The organism is Vibrio limimangrovi (assembly GCF_054064025.1).
In genome coordinates this window covers 559285-577419 of record NZ_JBSUGF010000008.1, presented here as the reverse complement: position 1 = coordinate 577419, position 18135 = coordinate 559285, and the positions used below count along the sequence as shown (strand labels likewise).

19 protein-coding genes are annotated in these 18135 nt (G+C 42.2%); 16 read left to right on the top strand and 3 right to left on the bottom strand.

Annotated elements, in window-relative coordinates:
* The first annotated feature begins 256 nt into the window (after positions 1 to 256).
* From pyrD to rmf, 7 genes are all read left to right on the top strand, one after another.
* Positions 257 to 1267 (top strand): quinone-dependent dihydroorotate dehydrogenase, encoded by a 1011-nt coding sequence (gene pyrD / locus ACWYU8_RS13425; RefSeq protein WP_457520156.1) that lies wholly within the window; start codon positions 257 to 259, stop codon positions 1265 to 1267.
* Positions 1268 to 1434: 167 nt separating this feature from the next.
* The gene (locus ACWYU8_RS13420; RefSeq protein ID WP_457520155.1) at positions 1435 to 1977 is read left to right on the top strand and encodes a cell division protein ZapC; all 543 of its coding nucleotides are present in this window, start codon (positions 1435 to 1437) and stop codon (positions 1975 to 1977) included.
* 495 nt (positions 1978 to 2472) lie between these two features.
* Positions 2473 to 4596, top strand: a complete 2124-nt coding sequence (rlmKL, locus tag ACWYU8_RS13415; RefSeq protein ID WP_457520154.1) for a bifunctional 23S rRNA (guanine(2069)-N(7))-methyltransferase RlmK/23S rRNA (guanine(2445)-N(2))-methyltransferase RlmL — start codon at positions 2473 to 2475, stop codon at positions 4594 to 4596.
* A 17-nt stretch (positions 4597 to 4613) separates the two neighbouring features.
* Positions 4614 to 4856: a glutaredoxin family protein gene (locus ACWYU8_RS13410; RefSeq protein ID WP_457520153.1), complete on the top strand. Its 243-nt coding sequence runs from the start codon at positions 4614 to 4616 to the stop codon at positions 4854 to 4856.
* On the top strand, positions 4834 to 6753 hold the full coding sequence (locus ACWYU8_RS13405) for an ABC transporter ATP-binding protein (RefSeq protein ID WP_457520152.1): 1920 nt from the start codon (positions 4834 to 4836) through the stop codon (positions 6751 to 6753). The genes ACWYU8_RS13410 and ACWYU8_RS13405 overlap by 23 nt, the downstream gene beginning before the upstream one ends.
* Positions 6754 to 6760: 7 nt before the next feature.
* The gene (locus tag ACWYU8_RS13400) at positions 6761 to 8482 is read left to right on the top strand and encodes a DUF3466 family protein (RefSeq protein ID WP_457520151.1); all 1722 of its coding nucleotides are present in this window, start codon (positions 6761 to 6763) and stop codon (positions 8480 to 8482) included.
* A 170-nt stretch (positions 8483 to 8652) separates the two neighbouring features.
* Complete coding sequence (gene rmf, locus ACWYU8_RS13395) at positions 8653 to 8826, top strand: ribosome modulation factor (RefSeq protein WP_005532367.1); 174 nt, start codon at positions 8653 to 8655, stop codon at positions 8824 to 8826.
* 131 nt (positions 8827 to 8957) lie between these two features.
* Here the strand turns inward: rmf and fabA are convergent, their stop codons facing one another.
* Positions 8958 to 9476 (bottom strand): bifunctional 3-hydroxydecanoyl-ACP dehydratase/trans-2-decenoyl-ACP isomerase, encoded by a 519-nt coding sequence (gene fabA, locus ACWYU8_RS13390; RefSeq protein WP_457520150.1) that lies wholly within the window; start codon positions 9474 to 9476, stop codon positions 8958 to 8960.
* 70 nt (positions 9477 to 9546) lie between these two features.
* Positions 9547 to 11187, bottom strand: a complete 1641-nt coding sequence (locus tag ACWYU8_RS13385; protein ID WP_457520149.1) for an AAA family ATPase — start codon at positions 11185 to 11187, stop codon at positions 9547 to 9549.
* Between the two features lie 211 nt (positions 11188 to 11398).
* Here ACWYU8_RS13385 and matP point away from each other — a divergent pair, with 211 nt between their 5' ends.
* The 7 genes from matP (at position 11399) to ACWYU8_RS13350 (ending at position 15256) form a co-directional block, all read left to right on the top strand.
* Entirely contained in the window at positions 11399 to 11848 is a 450-nt protein-coding gene (gene matP, locus ACWYU8_RS13380; protein ID WP_457520148.1) for a macrodomain Ter protein MatP, read from the top strand.
* A gap of 11 nt (positions 11849 to 11859) precedes the next feature.
* Positions 11860 to 12171: a DUF3634 family protein gene (locus ACWYU8_RS13375; RefSeq protein WP_457520147.1), complete on the top strand. Its 312-nt coding sequence runs from the start codon at positions 11860 to 11862 to the stop codon at positions 12169 to 12171.
* A gap of 120 nt (positions 12172 to 12291) precedes the next feature.
* Positions 12292 to 12612, top strand: coding sequence for a hypothetical protein (locus tag ACWYU8_RS13370; RefSeq protein WP_457520146.1), 321 nt, complete (start codon positions 12292 to 12294; stop codon positions 12610 to 12612).
* A gap of 184 nt (positions 12613 to 12796) precedes the next feature.
* Positions 12797 to 13330: a DUF2726 domain-containing protein gene (locus ACWYU8_RS13365; RefSeq protein ID WP_457520145.1), complete on the top strand. Its 534-nt coding sequence runs from the start codon at positions 12797 to 12799 to the stop codon at positions 13328 to 13330.
* A gap of 449 nt (positions 13331 to 13779) precedes the next feature.
* On the top strand, positions 13780 to 14241 hold the full coding sequence (locus ACWYU8_RS13360; protein WP_457520144.1) for a hypothetical protein: 462 nt from the start codon (positions 13780 to 13782) through the stop codon (positions 14239 to 14241).
* Between the two features lie 157 nt (positions 14242 to 14398).
* Positions 14399 to 14869 carry a GNAT family N-acetyltransferase gene (locus ACWYU8_RS13355; protein WP_457520143.1) on the top strand — a complete coding sequence of 157 codons (471 nt, stop codon included), beginning with the start codon at positions 14399 to 14401 and terminating at the stop codon, positions 14867 to 14869.
* Positions 14870 to 14878: 9 nt separating this feature from the next.
* Positions 14879 to 15256 (top strand): PH domain-containing protein, encoded by a 378-nt coding sequence (locus ACWYU8_RS13350; RefSeq protein WP_457520142.1) that lies wholly within the window; start codon positions 14879 to 14881, stop codon positions 15254 to 15256.
* A gap of 952 nt (positions 15257 to 16208) precedes the next feature.
* Here ACWYU8_RS13350 and ACWYU8_RS13345 read toward each other — a convergent pair.
* Entirely contained in the window at positions 16209 to 16499 is a 291-nt protein-coding gene (locus tag ACWYU8_RS13345) for a helix-turn-helix domain-containing protein (protein WP_457520141.1), read from the bottom strand.
* A 200-nt stretch (positions 16500 to 16699) separates the two neighbouring features.
* Here ACWYU8_RS13345 and ACWYU8_RS13340 point away from each other — a divergent pair, with 200 nt between their 5' ends.
* Both ACWYU8_RS13340 and ACWYU8_RS13335 read left to right on the top strand, forming a co-directional pair.
* Positions 16700 to 17050 carry a regulator gene (locus tag ACWYU8_RS13340; RefSeq protein ID WP_457520140.1) on the top strand — a complete coding sequence of 117 codons (351 nt, stop codon included), beginning with the start codon at positions 16700 to 16702 and terminating at the stop codon, positions 17048 to 17050.
* A gap of 208 nt (positions 17051 to 17258) precedes the next feature.
* The gene (locus ACWYU8_RS13335; RefSeq protein ID WP_457520139.1) at positions 17259 to 17912 is read left to right on the top strand and encodes a hypothetical protein; all 654 of its coding nucleotides are present in this window, start codon (positions 17259 to 17261) and stop codon (positions 17910 to 17912) included.
* Positions 17913 to 18135 lie beyond the last annotated feature (223 nt).

Here is an 18135-nt window from a genome sequence, read left to right as displayed (position 1 = left end):
TATTTGGCCGGATTTGTTCTGCTGTAGGTGACAATGTAACTTTGTTTTTAACTTTAAATCTATTGAAATCGATTGCTTTTTCAAAATTAATTATGAATTTTGCATTCAAAATATATGTTTAACCCTTTGTTTTTAATGTGGATTTAATTTTGAAAAATATGATTTTACTTAATCCATTCATTTTCATTGAATTACGATTAAAAACAGTAAATAATATTGTCCCGTTTACACGGGGCTTTTTTCTTTCGGAGGCACAATGCTTTACCGTTTAGCCAGAACTGGCTTTTTCCAACTTGATGCCGAAAAGGCACATGATCTAGCAATCAAGAACTTCCAACGCTTTAACGGCACACCTTTCGATCTTTTCTATCGTCAACAATTACCACATCGTCCAGTAGAGTGCATGGGACTAACATTCCGTAACCCTGTCGGTCTCGCTGCTGGTTTAGACAAAAACGGCGAATGTATCGAAGCGTTTGACGCCATGGGTTTTGGTTTTGTAGAAGTAGGTACTGTGACTCCACGTCCTCAACCTGGCAATGATAAGCCACGTTTATTCCGTTTGGTGGAAGCCGAGGGCATCATTAATCGCATGGGCTTTAACAACTTAGGCGTTGATAACCTGGTTGAAAATGTTAAAAAAGCGAAATTCGATTGCGTCCTAGGCATCAATATCGGTAAGAACAAAGACACTCCGATAGAGAAAGGGGCAGAAGACTATCTGATTTGTATGGAAAAAGTATACGAATACGCTGGTTATATCGCGGTAAATATCTCTTCTCCAAACACTCCAGGATTACGTTCTCTTCAGTACGGTGAGGCACTTGATGAGCTGCTTTCTGAACTAAAAGTGAAACAGGCTGAGTTGGAAAAGAAACACGGCAAGTATGTACCGTTAGCTCTTAAGATCGCGCCAGACTTAAGCGACGATGAGATCGTTCAGATTTGTGAGTCTTTGATTAAGAACAACATTGATGGTGTGATCGCAACGAACACGACGTTGGATCGAACAGTTGTTGAAGGAATGAAACACGCAAACGAGGCGGGTGGCTTAAGTGGCCGTCCGGTACAATCTCGTTCTACAGAAGTGGTTCGTAAACTTCACGAAACGCTTGGAGACAAACTTCCGATTATTGGTGTTGGTGGTATTGACTCTTATGTCGCGGCAAAAGAGAAGATGATGGCAGGAGCGAAACTGGTTCAAGTTTATACTGGCTTCATTTACCACGGACCTGGTTTGGTACGTGATATTGTTAAAAATCTGTAAATTATCTTAACAAACAACTGAGTTTTCAGTGCATGTTACATAAAAAGAGGATCTTGTTTCCTCTTTTTTTTTATCCGTTCATTTGTAGAATTTAGAAAATCATGAGTAGGTAATTAAGCGTCTTACCTCTTTATCACTGATTTAACTAGTCAAGAGAGAACGGAACAATGCTTAAACCCAGCGACAAATGGAGTTGGTATTTTGACGAGCACAAAGCTTGCTTAATGCTGGATTTAGGGGAGGAAATGATTTTCCAAACCAATCTATCCCGAAAGCTGTTAGTCAACTGCGCCTTCTCAAACAATGAATTTACGGTCGATGATGCCAGCGCGTTTCAGACTTTCAATGAACGCATTCGGTGTCTCGACATCGGTGAATACCGCCAGGCAGAACTAACGTTGTACTGCGTAGCTGCAAAACGCTTCCATAAGCCAGTACAACCTAAAAGTTGGTTTTTCGATGCTCAGTCTGCTGGATATGAGCCGGAAGAAGGGGACATGGTCTTCTTAACCAATCAATATTCTGAAGGCGTATTCATCGTCCTAGAGCCTGGTGAAACGTCGAGCCTGTGCGCCTATGTCGGGCAGGAAGAGTTCATTCTTGATGGGTCTAAATCCCTTCCATTCGGAGAGCCAATTAAAGTCATGCACGACCGTATGGCTTGTGCGAGCCACCTTTTTGTGATGGCTCCTATGGCCATGGTCGGATAAACCGGTTTATTTTCTTTATTTCGTTCCTTTGTTTGCCTTAATCGACCGCTGCAGGTCGATTTTTTTTGTCCATTTTCTTCGCCACTCTGCGTAAATACCTTCTGTAATTGTACGTTTCACATACATACAACCATGAAGTAGGTCACTTTTATTCCACTTTTTTTACCTTAGTTTTCTCTAATGTTAGGCAACTTGGAGCTTAACATTTGCCTTTTTATTCCCCTATACGCCTCAAATGTAATTAAATAACAACGATAAAATCGCTCTGGTATATACCAAAATTTACGTGAATAAGCATTCACTATCGCTAGAGTGGCCAATTAATTGCCGGGAGAAGAAAAGGCGATTGGCAAAGCGAATTTGAAATGTAGGAACTTTCAGATCACTTGAGTGGTGAGTGTTTGTGCTAACGAATCGGAAAATACCTTTAAAAACGAGGCATTGATCGTAAAGTCAGGTATAATTGAAACCATTTTTTATCAGCGAAAGAACACTATGAATCAATATCTCGCGGTAACTTCAAATGGCATGGAAAATTTGCTTGTTGAAGAACTGACTAAACTAGACATCGAAGATGCGAAACCAGTACAGGCAGGCGTAAAATTTAAAGCGACAAAGGAACAAATTTATCGCTGTTGTTTGTGGAGCCGCTTAGCGTCTCGATTTGTACGTGTTTTATCTGAATTTACCTGTAACGACGATATGGACCTTTACCTTTCTACCTTGTCGATTAACTGGGTAAACCAATTCCACAGTTCAAAGCGTTTTGTCGTCGACTTTAACGGTACAAACCGAGAAATACGTAATAGCCAATACGGTGCGATGAAAGTTAAAGACGGCATCGTAGATTGCTTTGAAAAGAAAGGGTTACCACGTCCGAACATCAGCAAAGAAAGTCCGGATATTCGCGTTCATGTTCGTCTGCACAAAGATAAAGCGTTGCTTGGTGTTGATATGGTGGGTAGTGGTCTTCATCAACGTGGTTACCGTCCAGAATCTGGTCGTGCACCGCTTCGTGAAACATTAGCCGCTGCTATTATCATGCGTTGTGGGTGGGATGGCCACCAGCCACTGCTGGACCCTATGTGCGGTTCGGGTACGTTACTTATCGAGGCGGCGATGATGGCCGCTAATATGGCACCGGGTGTTAAGCGCAAGCAGTGGGGTTTTGAGTCTCTGGAAGACTTCGAACCTGAGCTGTGGTCCGAGATTAAATCAGAGGCCAATGTACAGGCGCGTCGTGGTGTCAAAAAAGTTGACGCGAAGTTTTTTGGCTTCGATAACGACCCTAAAGTATTGAAAGTCGCACAAGATAACGCGCGCAGAGCAGGTGTTGAAGATCTGATTGAATTCGCCCAAGGTGATGCTGCAACGCTTACTCGTCCTGCTGGATTCGAAAATGGTGTGATCGTTTCTAACCCGCCATACGGTGAGCGTCTCGGTACTGAACCTGGTCTGATTGCGCTGTACACAGCGTTTGGTGGTCAACTTAAGTCTGAGTTTGGTGGTTGCAAAGCATCTATTTTCTCTAGCTCTGATGAACTACTTAGCTGTTTGCGCATGCGTGCAGATAGACAATTCAAATTGAATAATGGTGCATTACAGTGTCACCAAAAAAACTACACTATCGCTGAACGTAGCGCTGATGAAGTAAAAGGTGCGGACTCAAATGTTCAAATCGCGCCAGACTTCTCTAATCGCCTGAAAAAGAATATCGGTAAAATCGGTAAATGGGCTCGTAAAGAAGAACTAGAATGCTATCGTATCTATGATGCCGATCTTCCTGAATACAACGTGGCAATTGATGTATACGGTGACCAGATCGTTATTCAAGAATATGCCGCACCAAAGAATATTCCTGAAGAAAAAGCAAAACGTCGTCTGACGGATATCATTCGCGCGACCATTCAGGTTACTGGTGTTGAAGCCAATAAAGTTGTACTGAAAGTTCGTGAAAAACAAAAAGGGCGCAATCAGTACCAAAAACTCGGTCAGGTTTCAGAAACACTCGAAGTTCATGAATACGGTGTGAAGCTGATCGTAAACCTGCACGACTACCTTGATACTGGTCTTTTCCTGGATCATAAAATCACGCGACGTCGTCTTGGTGAAATGGCAAAAGGGAAAGATTTCCTAAACCTGTTTGCATACACAGGTAGTGCTACCGTTCACGCTGCCGTTGGTGGTGCTCGCTCTACAACAACCGTTGATATGTCTAATACCTACTTAAACTGGGCGAAAGACAACATGCAGCTTAACGGTTGTGTAGGGCGTCAACATCGCTATGAGCAAGCAGACTGTCTGCAGTGGTTAGAAAACGCAAAAGGTCAATACGACCTTATCTTTATTGATCCGCCGACATTTTCAAACTCAAAGCGCATGGACACCTCATTTGACGTTCAGCGCGATCACATTAAATTGATGAAGAATCTTAAGCGTATGCTGAGAGATGAAGGCACTATCGTATTCTCGAACAATAAGCGTCACTTTAAGATGGATGAAGAAGCATTGGCGGAGCTGGGTCTGAAAGCGCAAAACATTTCTTCTCAGACTCTTCCGTTGGACTTTGAGCGCAATAAACAGATTCATAACTGTTGGTTAGTCACTCACGCAGACTAAACAGAAGGATTTCGGACGTGCTGACATTGTATAGCACAGAGGGATGTCATCTTTGCGAGATGGCATTTTCTCTCGTAGGTCAGGTTGGCTTGACCGAACAGACAGATATCGTCGATATTGCATTCGACGATGAACTATTTTCTCGTTACGGCGTCACAATACCCGTATTAAAATATCAAGATTCTGAGTTGAACTGGCCGTTTGACTTAGAGCAACTTACAAATTGGTTGGAAAATAATGGCATTACTTACCATTCATAATGCACAGCTAGCATTCGGAGATCATCCGTTACTCGACCACGCTGAATTTGCCTTGCAAGAAAACGAACGTGTTTGTTTAGTAGGGCGTAATGGTGCTGGTAAGTCCACGTTAATGAAAGTGCTTGCTGGTGACATCCTGCTGGACGACGGAAAAATTCAGGTTACGCAAGATGTGGTGGTTTCTCGTTTAGAACAGGATCCACCGCGTAATCAGGAAGGTAGCGTATACGAATACGTTTCGGGTGGTTTAGCGGAAGTCGGTGAGCAACTAAAGATCTACCATGATCTTCTCGATCTTGTAGCGAATGACCCAAGTGAAAAGAACATTAATCGCTTGTCGAAGATCCAAGAGCAACTTGATCACTCAAATGCATGGCGTTTTGATGATCGTGTTAACAATGTTCTTAGTGCTTTGAAACTTAACCCTGAAACCAAACTGAGTGATTTGTCTGGTGGTTGGCAGCGTAAAGCCGCATTAGCACGTGCGCTTGTCTGTGATCCAGATGTGTTACTACTTGACGAACCTACCAACCACCTTGATGTAACGACAATCGAGTGGCTGGAGAACTTCCTTAAAGATTTTAAAGGTTCGATCATCTTTATTTCACACGACCGCGCTTTCATTAAATCCATGGCAACTCGCATTGTGGATCTGGATCGTGGCCAGCTTGCTTCTTTCCCGGGCGATTACGATAACTATTTAACGGAAAAAGAAGAGATGCTTCGCGTCGAAGAGATGCAAAATGCAGAATTCGATAAGAAACTTGCTCAAGAAGAGGTTTGGATTCGACAAGGTATTAAAGCGCGTCGTACTCGTAACGAAGGACGTGTCCGTGCGTTGAAGAAACTTCGCGAAGAGCGTAGTAATCGTCGAGATGTACAAGGTAAAGTTAACCTGAACATCGATGATGCTTCTCGCTCAGGCAAAATTGTATTTGAAGCAGAAAATGTTTCCTTTGCTTATGAAGGCAAGAAGATCGTTGATAACTTCAGCTTCAATATTATGCGTGGTGACAGAATCGCTTTAATCGGACCGAACGGTTGCGGTAAGAGTACGGTACTGAAGTTACTTCTCGGCCAACTAGAAGCGCAATCTGGCCGTTTACATTGCGGTACTAAACTGGAAGTGGCGTACTTCGACCAATATCGTGAGCTATTAGACCCGGAAAAAACGGTTATTGATAATTTAGCGGATGGAAAGCAGGAAGTGATGGTTGGCGGTCGTCCGCGTCATGCTCTGAGTTACCTGCAAGATTTCTTGTTCGCGCCAAAACGTGCAAGAACACCAGTAAAAGCGTTATCTGGCGGTGAAAAAAACCGACTATTGTTAGCTCGTATCTTGCTGAAACCAAACAACTTACTTATTCTTGACGAACCAACTAACGATTTGGATATCGAAACGTTGGAACTTTTAGAAGAAATGCTTGCCAACTATCAGGGTACGCTACTATTAGTAAGCCACGATCGTGAGTTCGTAGATAATACAGTAACCACAAGTTGGATCTTCGAAGGTAATGGAATCATTGAAGAGTTTGTTGGTGGTTATCACGATGCAAGACAGCAACGTGAGCAGGTGCTTGTCGCTCGTCAGTCGGTTGAAAAAGCAGCGAGTAAAGAAAAAGTGGTTGAGGAAACTCCCAAAACCCCTCAACCTAAGAACAATGCAAAGAAATTATCATATAAGCTGCAAAGAGAACTAGAAGCTCTTCCAGCTACACTAGAAAAATTAGAGTCGGATATTGAGACGTTGCAAGAACAAGTGAATGACCCAGAGTTCTTCACTAAATCTGTAGAGCAAACTCAGCCGATATTGGAACAGCTTGCTGCTCGTGAGCAGGAGTTGGAAATCGCGTTCGAGAGATGGGAAGAACTCGAAGCAATGCAACAGGATAGTTAAGAATTCAATGAATTGTAGTAACAAATTCAAACTGACTGCCATCGCGATGATGGTAGGTTCATCGATGAGTGCAAATGCTGCATTGTATCAAGTTATCGAAGTTTCACCTGAAGTGAATGGTGACGTTGTTGATTATCAAACTGCTTACGGCGTTGCGATCCAACAAGGTGATGTAGAAGACGCCTCTACAGGCTATCCATTCACTCTTGGTTGTTTTGATGCAACAGCAAACTGTACAGAAGACACATTTAAGTTAGCCGTAGAATCGCGTACCACGCCTTTATCTGCAGGTCAGGCTGTCGACGGTATTAGCTATCGTGAAGAAGTGCCATTCGCTATGGATTCTCGATTCGCTTATGTAGACGATCGTGATGACTTCGAAAGTTACTGTTATTACAACCTTGGTTACAATACTTGTGAGACATGGTCTGCAGTAAATATCGTTCCTTGGGATAACGAGCGCTATAGTGATTTTACCTCCAATGCATTGGCGTTTGTGGAAGGTGATAGCGCAGCTTATGAAAATGAGTACAACAATGTTATCAATAGCTTAACGTCTGGCGGTGAAGCGGTTGGTAACCAAAGTGTGGTCAGTGCAGAGGACTCATCTACTCTAGAAAGCCGCAATACCGTCGTTGCACCTTACACTCCAAATATTGTTACGGGGGATGACGAGGCTGCGGTGGTGGAAAGCCACGCTTGGAAAACAGATGGTACTTTCACATCGGGTAGTGTGTCGCGGACGGCTGGCAATAATAATGGTACGCACCATACGTCTAAAGCAGCTATCTGGGATCAGGCAGGTAATGTTTCAGAGCTAGCTTGGCCAAGTAATACTGCAAGTGATAATAACAGACTAGCGCAAGGTAGTATGCGTGATTTCATCGTTGATGGTACGACAGTATACGGTGTTGGTTACAATACGTATTCAGATAACAACTACATGAATGCGACGGTGTTTGTAGGTACTTTAGAATCTGCAACGTCGGCTGAGAACGTGACATGGGCAAACAAAGTGGTGACGGGTGCACGTCAGCGAGAAGATGGTGACACCATTCACTCAAACTCACGTCTGACAGCCGTTAACTCAAACTTTGTTGGTATCGGAGAGGCGAAACGCAGCATACCGACGTCAGGCGCCTATCCTAATCGTCTGTTTATAGTAAACGACGTGCGAGCTGACTCTCTGAGCGCTGTTTATCTAAACTCTGGCATCTTCTTCTCTGGCGCTGGTGGTAAGATGGGTGGCATCAACGCTTACAACGAGATTGTAGGTCAGTTAGATGCAGATTCAACGCGTGAAGACGATGGTAAGCCACGCCGTAAACGCGGATTTATTTACCCATACAGTGCAGACGGTTCTACAAGTGATCGTGCGGAGTCATTGTTCGGTGGCCAGGCATGGTTGTTGGACACGTTGACGAACGGCGGTGATTACTCTGACGCGAACAACGAATTCCGTATTATTGATGCAACAGATATCAACGATGCTGGTGTTATTTCTGGCACTGCACTGAAGTGTGCTGGTGGATACAGCTCGACAGCTCACAACGCGTCTTGTGATGGTACCGAAGAGGTTGTCGCCGTTAAGCTATTGCCGATCCCTAATCAAACGCAAGACGACATTGTGACGCGCAGCTTGGATGAAGAGAATTCCTCACGTGAAGGTGCTGGTCTTGGTTGGTTAGCTTTGACCATGCTTGGCTTGTTTGGGTTCCGTAGAAAATAGTTAAAAATTTTAATACAAGCACAGACTCACAGAAATGAGTCTGTGCTTTTTTTATGTCTTGAGAAAATTTCAAAGTTGATCGATTCTTGTAGATGGAGTCATAAAAACTCCATCAAAGTTTCACAAAAACAGAAGCAAATTTATAAATGGATCTGTATGAGGAATTAACTATGAAGAGACAAAAGCGTGATCGCCTAGAACGAGCTCAATCTCAAGGCTATAAAGCTGGGTTGAATGGAAGGTCCCAAGAGGCTTGCCCATATCAACAAATTGATGCTCGGTCGTATTGGTTAGGTGGTTGGCGTGATGCCAGAGATGAAAAACAATCTGGTCTCTATAAATAACTCCCACATACAACTATAAGGATTTGAAAGGGCTCTTCTGAGCCTTTTCTGCATTTATAGGAAAAGAAAAAGGCTCCCACAGGAGCCTTCAAGAAATTTTAAAGCGTTGATGCTTGGAATCTTATTGATACTTAGAAGCTTGAGGTATCTTGGAACAAACCAACTTTAAGATCTTTCGCTACGTAGATCTCTTTACCGTCAACACATACACGGCCATCTGCCAGACCCATAACAAGCTTACGGTTTACTACGCGCTTCATGTGAATTTCGTAAGTCACTTTCTTCGCTGTAGGAAGGATCTGGCCGGTAAATTTCACTTCACCCACACCTAGCGCACGGCCTTTACCTTCACCGCCAATCCAGCCTAGGTAGAAGCCAACAAGTTGCCACATTGCGTCTAAGCCAAGACAACCTGGCATTACTGGATCGCCAGGGAAGTGACAATCGAAGAACCAAAGGTCTGGAGTAATATCCAATTCCGCTTGAATTAAGCCTTTACCAAAGTCACCTTCCGTTTCTGACATTTTGGTAATACGATCCATCATAAGCATGTTTGGCGCAGGCAGTTGTGGGCGACCTGGGCCGAAAAGCTCACCTTGGCTCGAAGCTAGAAGATCTTCACGAGTGTAAGAATCACGTTTGTTTTGCATTATCAATTACTCCAATTTTTGACAGGTGCATGTTAGTGAACACGTGTACGCTAAACAACTCCTACCAGTACTAAACAAACCAGTTTTTGATACGCTGCACAATTCCTTCTGCGTGTTCATGTCTTTCAAAGTTTTCAATACGTTCAGCAATTTTACCAATAATACTGCCGTCTTCACCCCGGAATGGTTTACCCATTAAGATAGGGATCGCTTCATCAACTGTAGATACTGACCAAATATGGAACTCTCCATTTTGAATGCTTTCTATGACGCTTTTATGTAACGCCAGATGCTTAAGGTTAGACTTAGGCAGAATCACGCCCTGATGCCCAGTAAAGCCCTGATGCTTACAAACCTGATAGAAGCCTTCGATTTTCTCATTCAAACCACCTACGGCCTGAACGCGACCAAATTGGTCTACGGCACCTGTCACGGCAATCTGCTGATTAACAGCACATTCAGACAGTGCACTTACTAAACAACACAATTCGGCAAGAGAAGCACTGTCACCATCTACTTCACTATAGGACTGTTCGAACACAATAGACGCAGCGTAGGGCAACGGTTCATCAAGATTGAGTGCTGAACTCAAAAACGCTTGCATGATCATCATACCTTTGGCGTGCAAGTTTCCGCCTAGTTCAGCTTTACGCTCAACGTCAGATACATCACCGTCACCAAAGTGAATCACACACGAAATTCGTGCAGGCTCACCGTAAGAAACAGGGTGCCCAGCCATATCAATGACCGTTAAGCCATTAATTTGCCCAACTTGTTCACCTGTCGTTTCAATGATTACCTGACCATCGAGAATGTCGTACACCGCACGTTGTGGCAGGTAAGACTCTCGATAGTATTTGTCATCAATAGCGTTATCTATCGCATTAAAGTCAATGACATCGTGTTCGCAGTACTGGCTTGCAAGCGCTAAGAGCTGGTAGTGCCATAATACGCCCAGAGGAAGGTAATGTTGGTCTTCCATTAGACGCATGCCCGCTAACATGAGCCTTTTAAATGCTTGTTCGTCTAAGCTTGGGAGCTTGTGTTCGCTGCACACCCAATTTACAAAACCTAGGTATGAAGCCAAATTATCAGGCGATAGATGAATATCTTCTTCGACCTCGGTGTACATGGTTAAGCCTGACGTAAAGTCTTCATCGACATACTCAAGTTCAGCGAGTTGGCTTCTGTCACCAGTGACAATCAGTTTAACGTCATACGTATTTGCTGTAACGGCAGAAGCAGGAATGCGAGTAGGGCTCATGTTCATTGCAACAAATGGCTGCTTTTGAACGGCAGCTTTAATACTTGGCCAATAGCCGGGATTCGCTAAGACTAAATTCGCGGGAACCATCAGGTAGCCACCATTGGCTTGAGAAATGAGTCCTGCTTCAAATGTAATTTCACCATTCTCTGCAATGCTATAACGGTCAAATAGAAGCTTTGCATCTAGAGATTCGGTTGTGATCACTGGTGCAGAAGCGCTCTGTTTGACCGCTGCACTGATAAAACCACGGTATATCGAATTGTCTACGCAATTAATCAGCAGGATACGGGTTAGGCCACTAATTTTTGTAAATCGTGTAATTGTCGCTGACATTCGAGGTTGTAGATCAACAAATGTTTTCTTTGGTAATGTCGAAGCGGACTTCAATAATGCATCGTATTGGTCGAACGAAGGCGTAACGTCTTGCCAGTTAAGTTGGTTCATCAAAATTCATCATAATTCAATCTTGGCGCCATTATAGCGAAACGGTTAATAACTCCCTAGTCCCAATTTGAACAATCACAAATTAGTGAGGATTCAATGTGTAAGAGATAGACAAATGAGTGATCCGCTTCGATACTTCTAAGAGATTTGTTTGCTGAATATGGATATCTGGGTTACGCTGTCACTAGGTGCAAGTCATAGGTCGGAAAGGATGAAATATCAGCAACTTGAAAATTTGGAATGTGGGTGGAAGTGGAATTATCTGATCAAAAAATGGAAGGATGGCGTAGCGATAACACGTCATATTGATTCCAGTGAAGCAGATGCCGCAGTATCTGAGCTACGACGCCTTGAGCACGAACCTACACAGGTATTGGCATGGATAGAAAACCACATGTCAGAAGAGCTTGATAATAAACTTAAGCAAGCGATACGTGCAAAACGGAAACGTCATTTCAATGCTGAACAAGTCCATACTAAGAAGAAATCTATCGATCTGGATTACCGAGTTTGGGAAAAACTTTCAAACCGCGCAAACGAACTAGGTTGTACGCTCTCAGATGCGATTGAATATTTGGTTTCTGAGGCATCTAGAAGCGAAAAAGCAAGTCAGAAAGTCTCTTCCCTTAAAGAAGACTTGAGTAAGCTGCTATCCAGTTAAGGAGTGCTAAAATGTTATACGTAATATTGATTGCTGCTGGTGTTATCTTTTGGCTGATTGCAGTCGACCGACCAATACTCAAAGTTTCGTTTGACGAAGGGCGTATCAGTAAAGTGAAAGGACATATTCCGCCGTCTTTCAAACACAATTTAGAAGATATCAGTGAACACAACCCCTTCACAGGTGAGATGAAAGTTTATAACCAGCGCACAGGGATGCGCTTGGTTTTCTCTAAAGATGTACCGAAGAAAACTCAGCAAAGAATCAGAAATGTTTTTCCTCACCAAGGCTTTAAAACCGCTAAAGGTAAGAAGCGCGCTTAACTTACATATCAATTACTTATTCATGTTAAATGGGACGCAAATCAGCGTTCCATTTTTGTATTTGGACAATCACAAACTAACATAGCCATCTGATTTTTAATTAAATATATGGATAGGTCTATGAGATACGTTGTCACTTTTATTGCGCTAATCTTACTGAGTGGACCCGCATTTTCGGATGATTCTGAAACAAACCCAGTCGCAAGAAAGATCAAAAAGAAGCTGCAAAGTAAAGTAAGTAACAAGTTCGATGGTTATCAGGGGTACTGCGACGTCATGATAGAGATGGAGCATAAGGGAAGTAAGGCATCGATCAAGCGAGTCACAGGTACCGGCGATCAACCCGTATGTCGGTATGTTAAATCGAATTTAAAAGTAGGTAAGCGGTTTAGCTACAAGTTTCCGGAGAAGTATATACGGCTGCATATCTCCACTAATTAGCCTCAAATACCACGCACTGGATTTTATAAACCCGTTAAGTGGCATGGTAGCTGTATCGAAACCATTGGATTCTACAACGTCCGAGGAAATGGTATAGAGCCCGAATGTTGTTATCGTTTCTGATAGAAGGATTTAGAGATTGTTTGAATTAGTCATAGTTTTATTCTTGGTGTTGATTGCCTACATGTCGACGAAATCAAAAAGGAATCGACATCACGGTGAGGTTAAGCCATTTGTTGGTTCTGGAAATAAGAGAGTCACTACGTTCCCCACAGCAACAAAAAAGTCTGTTAAACCATCCTTTGTACCTCATAAGAAACATGTATATCTGGGCTCCAAGACAGAGCGTAATTTCTATCAGGTTCTGCAAGAGATATTACCTTCTGATTATATCGTGCATTGTCAGGTTTCACTGATGGCTTTGGTTCAGCCTGTGAGCTTCAAAGACAACTCACGAACCTGGGCTAAACGTGTGGATTACGTCATTACCGATCGAAGCACTAAGGTACTCGCTGTTATAGAGTTGGATGATTCATCTCATAGGCAGAAAAAGCGTCAAGAACGTGATTTGTACGTCAACTCTGCATTAGAGGGGCATCACAAGCTACTTAGGTTTGAAGCTACAGGGAATTATGACCCAATACATGTCGCCCAAGTCATCGAAAGAGATACTGAGATAACGTGTAATCCGTTAGTGACCGTCGCTCTGCTTAATTAGACTGCCGTTAGGTTGGGCAAAGTCATTCAAAATTTATAGTTAACAAGTACAAATTATCATGCTTTTGCCTTGATATGTTCTGGAACCTTGTTTTTGGTATGGAAGTAAAGCAGGTTATAAAATGGAAAAGATAGGGTTTTGTGAAATCAAGGGGTTTAAGTTGTCACGAAAGAGCAAAAAATCAGTATCGGATATTAGAGAAATCCTGAAACAAGGAAATTTGTTTACCAGTACAGTTTCTACAGTTCCGTTGTTCCAAATTTTTGCTAGTCCTAGTGTGACAAATAGTGCATTTGAAATGGGCATTACTATACGTGAGTATGACTGGAAGATGTTTGCTTGAGCAATGAACTCTTCAACAAAAATAGTAAGAGCGCAAATATTTATAATTGCTTACCAAAAAGAAATATTTACTTATGGTAAAGAGCAAGAATTTTGGAGGTGTGTAAGTGAAGCATCAAAATAAAGTACTCCTTATCTCCATACTAGTCGTTGGTTGTTCAAGCTCTTCTGATAGTGTTACAGCTTTAAAGAACTGGGATAACAAGTATGAAATGTGCTTTATGTCTCAAAGTGATAATCCCAAGTTCCCAGATAATGTTTGGTTTAAATCCTTAAGTATCGAAGACCAAAAAGCTGTAATAGGATACCTCTATAACTATAACTATAACTATAACTATAACTCCAGAAACTGTATAAAAGATGAAGCAGAAGCTCTTAAACTAGCGCTAATACGTGATGGAAATAAGTCTTTACTACATCTATTTCAAGAAGCTCTCTCCCCACTTGAGGAGGCAGTTTTGGAAGCTGTGAACCATCTCGACCAAGCAGAGTTAATGAAATTGCAAAAGGATTTCTCACGTCCGTTTAATCTTTCTAAGCTCGTCGATGATTTAAATTTATATAATTAGCTCAGAACCCCAGTAAAGTTAAATTCTAACGATGTCTCGGTGCTTACTACATTCAGCGACCATAAAGGGTTGAGCGTTGCTAAACAGCAACAATGAAAGCGCATGTGAAACCTTGCGACAAACTTCGCAGTTCTTTTACTAATAGACGGAGTGCAATATGGAATTTGTTCCGGTAAATATCGAAGAACAATTAGATTTGTGTATCTCGTTTCGTAAAGATGCGTACGCAGTCAGTTATGGAAATACAGACGGTTTCAGTTGCGAGGAAACTACATCATGGTTCTATCGATTAGCGTCCTTCTCAGATGCGGGCTTCTTCCATGTTGTAATGAACGGCGAAACGATTGGCCAAATCGAATTTAGAAAGGGCTTTTTAGACGACGATGGCGTGAAATATGGTTACATAAACCTCTTGTATTTAAAGCCAGAATTTCGTAACAACGGTTTAGGTAGTAAGTTGCAAGACTTCATATTTTCACAATTAAAATCTGCCAAATGTGAGTATGTGCAGTTAAGGTATTTACCAGCCAATAGTCAGGGCATCACGTTCTACCGTAAACATGGTTGGTTAGACGTTGGTGAGGTCGATACGCGAGGCCAGCTGGCTCAAAAACGATTAGTTGTATAGGAGAGAGTCATGATCGATTTTAAAAATTCGTCGGTGTTCAAATTAAAACCGATTGAAGAATCGAAAGTTAGAGAAGATTTCTACAAATTTTTCATTGATGGTGAGGAAATTATTGCCGGATTCAAAAGTGTCCGTGATCAGGTGATTTTCACCAACAAACGAGTAATCGCTGCCAACGTTCAGGGCATTACCGGTTCAAAAGTCGACTATACATCGTTGCCATATAGCAAAGTGAACGCATTCTCTGTAGAAACATCTGGCACATTTGACCTGGACTGCGAGATCGAACTGTATCTAAGTGAAGTCGGTAAAGTGCGTTTTGAGATCAAAGGATCGTTCGATCTCGTTTCATTCAACAAACACATCAGTGCGTGTGTGATGGCCTAAAGCTCTCTATAGCGATTCGACTCACAAGGCATTTAGCATGTTTGACTCAGTTTTTATGGTAGCTGGTGGCGCTCAAACTGCCTTGCGATAAAGCCAGATAAGCGAAGGGAAAGTAGGGCGCTTGGAGCTTTCCCCCTCCATACATGTAGCCAAAAAAAAGCTGAACCTTAGCGATCGGTACGGCTCTTTCTTTTCTAACTTCTTCTACTAACTTGCTGATGTTTATCCTAATCGTCTAAAAGAAAATTAGGGACGTCAGTTAGTTAATTCCACAGGATGCAAATAAACATCCTGATGAGCATAATTATTAGTGACCGCGTAACTTAATATTGGTGAGACTACACAAGTTTTAGCGAGTACTCTCAGTATATTTTTTTCAGCTATATTTATCTTTAATATCACATTTAACAAGATGGGCTAGACAATGAAACTAGCATATTACGTAAGCGATATAGCTCAAGATAATAGCGACCACGAAGTACATAATAGTGGTGACCATGAGGTTCATAACTCAGGCTGTCCTCATTTTGATAAAATCCAATCTAAGACTTATTTAGGCTTATTTGATAATTGCGCTGAAGCAGTCATTGAAGCAAAAAAGAAATATCACCAGTCAAATGGTTGTTATTGGTGCTGCAACGACTGTCACATGTCACACTAGTTAGGAACGGGGAACTTTCTGCGAGCAAACCGCGTACGCACATTTTGGTGATAAGTTCCCAATAGAAATGAAATTGGCAGTTGAGAAATGCCAAGAGCCATAAGCAGCCTTAACTTGGTGCAAGTTACGCCGTCAATAACTTCAGCGTAATGAAAACAAGCAGGCAACAACTAGAACTGAAAAAAGTATAGGGTTGACGTTAAGCCGAGTGGAATTCCCAGAAGCGTTTGTCGATGAGCTTTGAGAACGCTAGCATGGTGTCGAACGTAACCAAAGATACCGTGCAAGAACTTAATCAGCTGCAGTTGGAGAAAAATCCGAGTACTTATCACGAACCAACTTTAAAATTGTATCTCGGTAGTCGCTGGGATAACGGTTGTTACTTGGCTTACCTCGAGCTTGGTGAGTCAGTCCTGCAAGGCCAAATTCTCGCAGACGATTCATAAGTCGCTGCACTTGGCGAACACTCAAATCAAGAATGTCTGCCGCATCGACTCGTCGGATTCGACGATCACAAACATCCTGGATTACTTTAAAACGATTGATATCAGAGTCATTCATAGTCACTAGCATCTTCATCATGTCCTTAGCACAAATCCAAAGTAAATAAGGACTAGTGATTGTATGCTAAAGAGACATTTTAACTTTGTTAAATAGTGACATTACAACTTTGCTCCTACAAATTCAGTGCGCATTATATCTCCTTATGTTCAATAATAATAAAATAACGTTTCAATACGTAAATTGTTATTTTAACGAACAATTCCACGGAGAGTTGCGAAATGACTAAAAACTACATTTTTCGCGAATTTGAATGTGGATTATCCATTGAGGAAACTGCTGAGCTTTGTTTAAAAACTGCGAGGACTATCAAAGAATGGGATAAAGGAAAAGCAATTCCTCCAGAGTGTAAAAGACTTATGAGAATGGTTAGAGGTAGAGAACTTAGCTCTTCGGAACAGTGGGATTGTTTTAAAATGCATTATGACAGGTTAGAACTTCCAACTGGACAATTGGTAACAGCTCAGCAAGTTTTGACTGGAATTGCGCTCCTAGAAATAGGGGCATTGAGTGACTTAGAAGCAGCAAGGCGAGTGTTGAAATATGCTAGGGCGCTAAAACGTATGATGTAAAAAGGCTCTGAAAGAGCCCTCATATTTAATGGCTCATAAACGATCAAACAAGATTGGCGAAGTGGCTATTCAAGGTTTAAACACCGACTTGCCCATATGTAACTATCTGTCGATTTTTCTCACAGTTGATATATTTATCATTTACAAGGAAGCATCCATCTATTTGGGTCTATTCTTACAGGAATTTACTTTTACTGGGAGATAAACCATGAATACCACCAAGACTCAACACCAGATCGGGGGGGAAAGAGGCTGCTTCCAAACCTTGCTTTATATACGTACTATGACCTTATTCATGCTAAGTGCCACAGCCTTTGCCAACGACGAAACAACTCCTGCCGAAGAGACAATTTGTAATGAATTAAAATACTCGACGCCCGGCCTTTATGGACTTTGTGTTGCCTATTGTGAGGCTCAAGATGGGGAAACTACTGTTGACCCAGAGAATCTTTCCGATTTAACGCCGCCATCCCGTAAAATCCTTGAGAAATACAATAGTAAGATGCAAGAAGGCGACCCTGCCATGCCCTGTGTGAACTATGAAAGTGCTTGCCCAGTCTGGACCTTTGCGCAATTAGCAGATGTTGGTACTCATGGTGGTAATGTCTTAGAAAGAGTGAATCAGACTCTTGATTCACAGGTTGGTCTTTACGACGACCGCGAGTATGAAGCTGGTTCAGGTATTGTCTACGCGCTTGTGTATCATGATGTGTTTGATAATAATGACGACTACGTGGGGAGGTATTTCCATAACTATCCCATGGATCCACTAGAAAATACCGACATTGTTATGTTTCTTACAGAGCCTGAATATGAAGCCTGTAAAAACGAGTTGTTAGCCAATCAGTTGCTCCCTGACTAATAATTTTTAACAGACAAATGGGGTACGCGACGTGAAGTCGTATGGAGGCCTACAACCCTTAATACTATTAAGGTGTTGTAGATCCCCAAAACACAGAAGGCAGGTCTTGCCTTTGGCTGCTATTAGCTCGAATATGATAATAACAGCCCAAAAGCGCTTACAAGTTATTCACACTTATAAGCTCTTCGACGCAAACAAGCTTTAGGGCAAGGCGAGTTAGAAA

Excerpts from the sequence above, each read along its gene's own strand:
- rmf (WP_005532367.1), top strand. The coding sequence starts at position 8,653 with ATGAAGAGACAAAAGCGTGATCGCCTAGAACGAGCTCAATCTCAAGGC.
- ACWYU8_RS13375 (WP_457520147.1), top strand. The coding sequence starts at position 11,860 with ATGTTATACGTAATATTGATTGCTGCTGGTGTTATCTTTTGGCTGATT.
- fabA (WP_457520150.1), bottom strand. The coding sequence starts at position 9,476 with ATGCAAAACAAACGTGATTCTTACACTCGTGAAGATCTTCTAGCTTCG.
- ACWYU8_RS13345 (WP_457520141.1), bottom strand. The coding sequence starts at position 16,499 with ATGATGAAGATGCTAGTGACTATGAATGACTCTGATATCAATCGTTTT.
- ACWYU8_RS13400 (WP_457520151.1), top strand. The coding sequence starts at position 6,761 with ATGAATTGTAGTAACAAATTCAAACTGACTGCCATCGCGATGATGGTA.
- ACWYU8_RS13370 (WP_457520146.1), top strand. The coding sequence starts at position 12,292 with ATGAGATACGTTGTCACTTTTATTGCGCTAATCTTACTGAGTGGACCC.
- ACWYU8_RS13340 (WP_457520140.1), top strand. The coding sequence starts at position 16,700 with ATGACTAAAAACTACATTTTTCGCGAATTTGAATGTGGATTATCCATT.
- ACWYU8_RS13405 (WP_457520152.1), top strand. The coding sequence starts at position 4,834 with ATGGCATTACTTACCATTCATAATGCACAGCTAGCATTCGGAGATCAT.
- ACWYU8_RS13350 (WP_457520142.1), top strand. The coding sequence starts at position 14,879 with ATGATCGATTTTAAAAATTCGTCGGTGTTCAAATTAAAACCGATTGAA.
- ACWYU8_RS13355 (WP_457520143.1), top strand. The coding sequence starts at position 14,399 with ATGGAATTTGTTCCGGTAAATATCGAAGAACAATTAGATTTGTGTATC.
- rlmKL (WP_457520154.1), top strand. The coding sequence starts at position 2,473 with ATGAATCAATATCTCGCGGTAACTTCAAATGGCATGGAAAATTTGCTT.
- ACWYU8_RS13385 (WP_457520149.1), bottom strand. The coding sequence starts at position 11,187 with ATGAACCAACTTAACTGGCAAGACGTTACGCCTTCGTTCGACCAATAC.
- ACWYU8_RS13365 (WP_457520145.1), top strand. The coding sequence starts at position 12,797 with ATGTCGACGAAATCAAAAAGGAATCGACATCACGGTGAGGTTAAGCCA.
- ACWYU8_RS13420 (WP_457520155.1), top strand. The coding sequence starts at position 1,435 with ATGCTTAAACCCAGCGACAAATGGAGTTGGTATTTTGACGAGCACAAA.
- pyrD (WP_457520156.1), top strand. The coding sequence starts at position 257 with ATGCTTTACCGTTTAGCCAGAACTGGCTTTTTCCAACTTGATGCCGAA.
- ACWYU8_RS13335 (WP_457520139.1), top strand. The coding sequence starts at position 17,259 with ATGAATACCACCAAGACTCAACACCAGATCGGGGGGGAAAGAGGCTGC.
- matP (WP_457520148.1), top strand. The coding sequence starts at position 11,399 with ATGAAATATCAGCAACTTGAAAATTTGGAATGTGGGTGGAAGTGGAAT.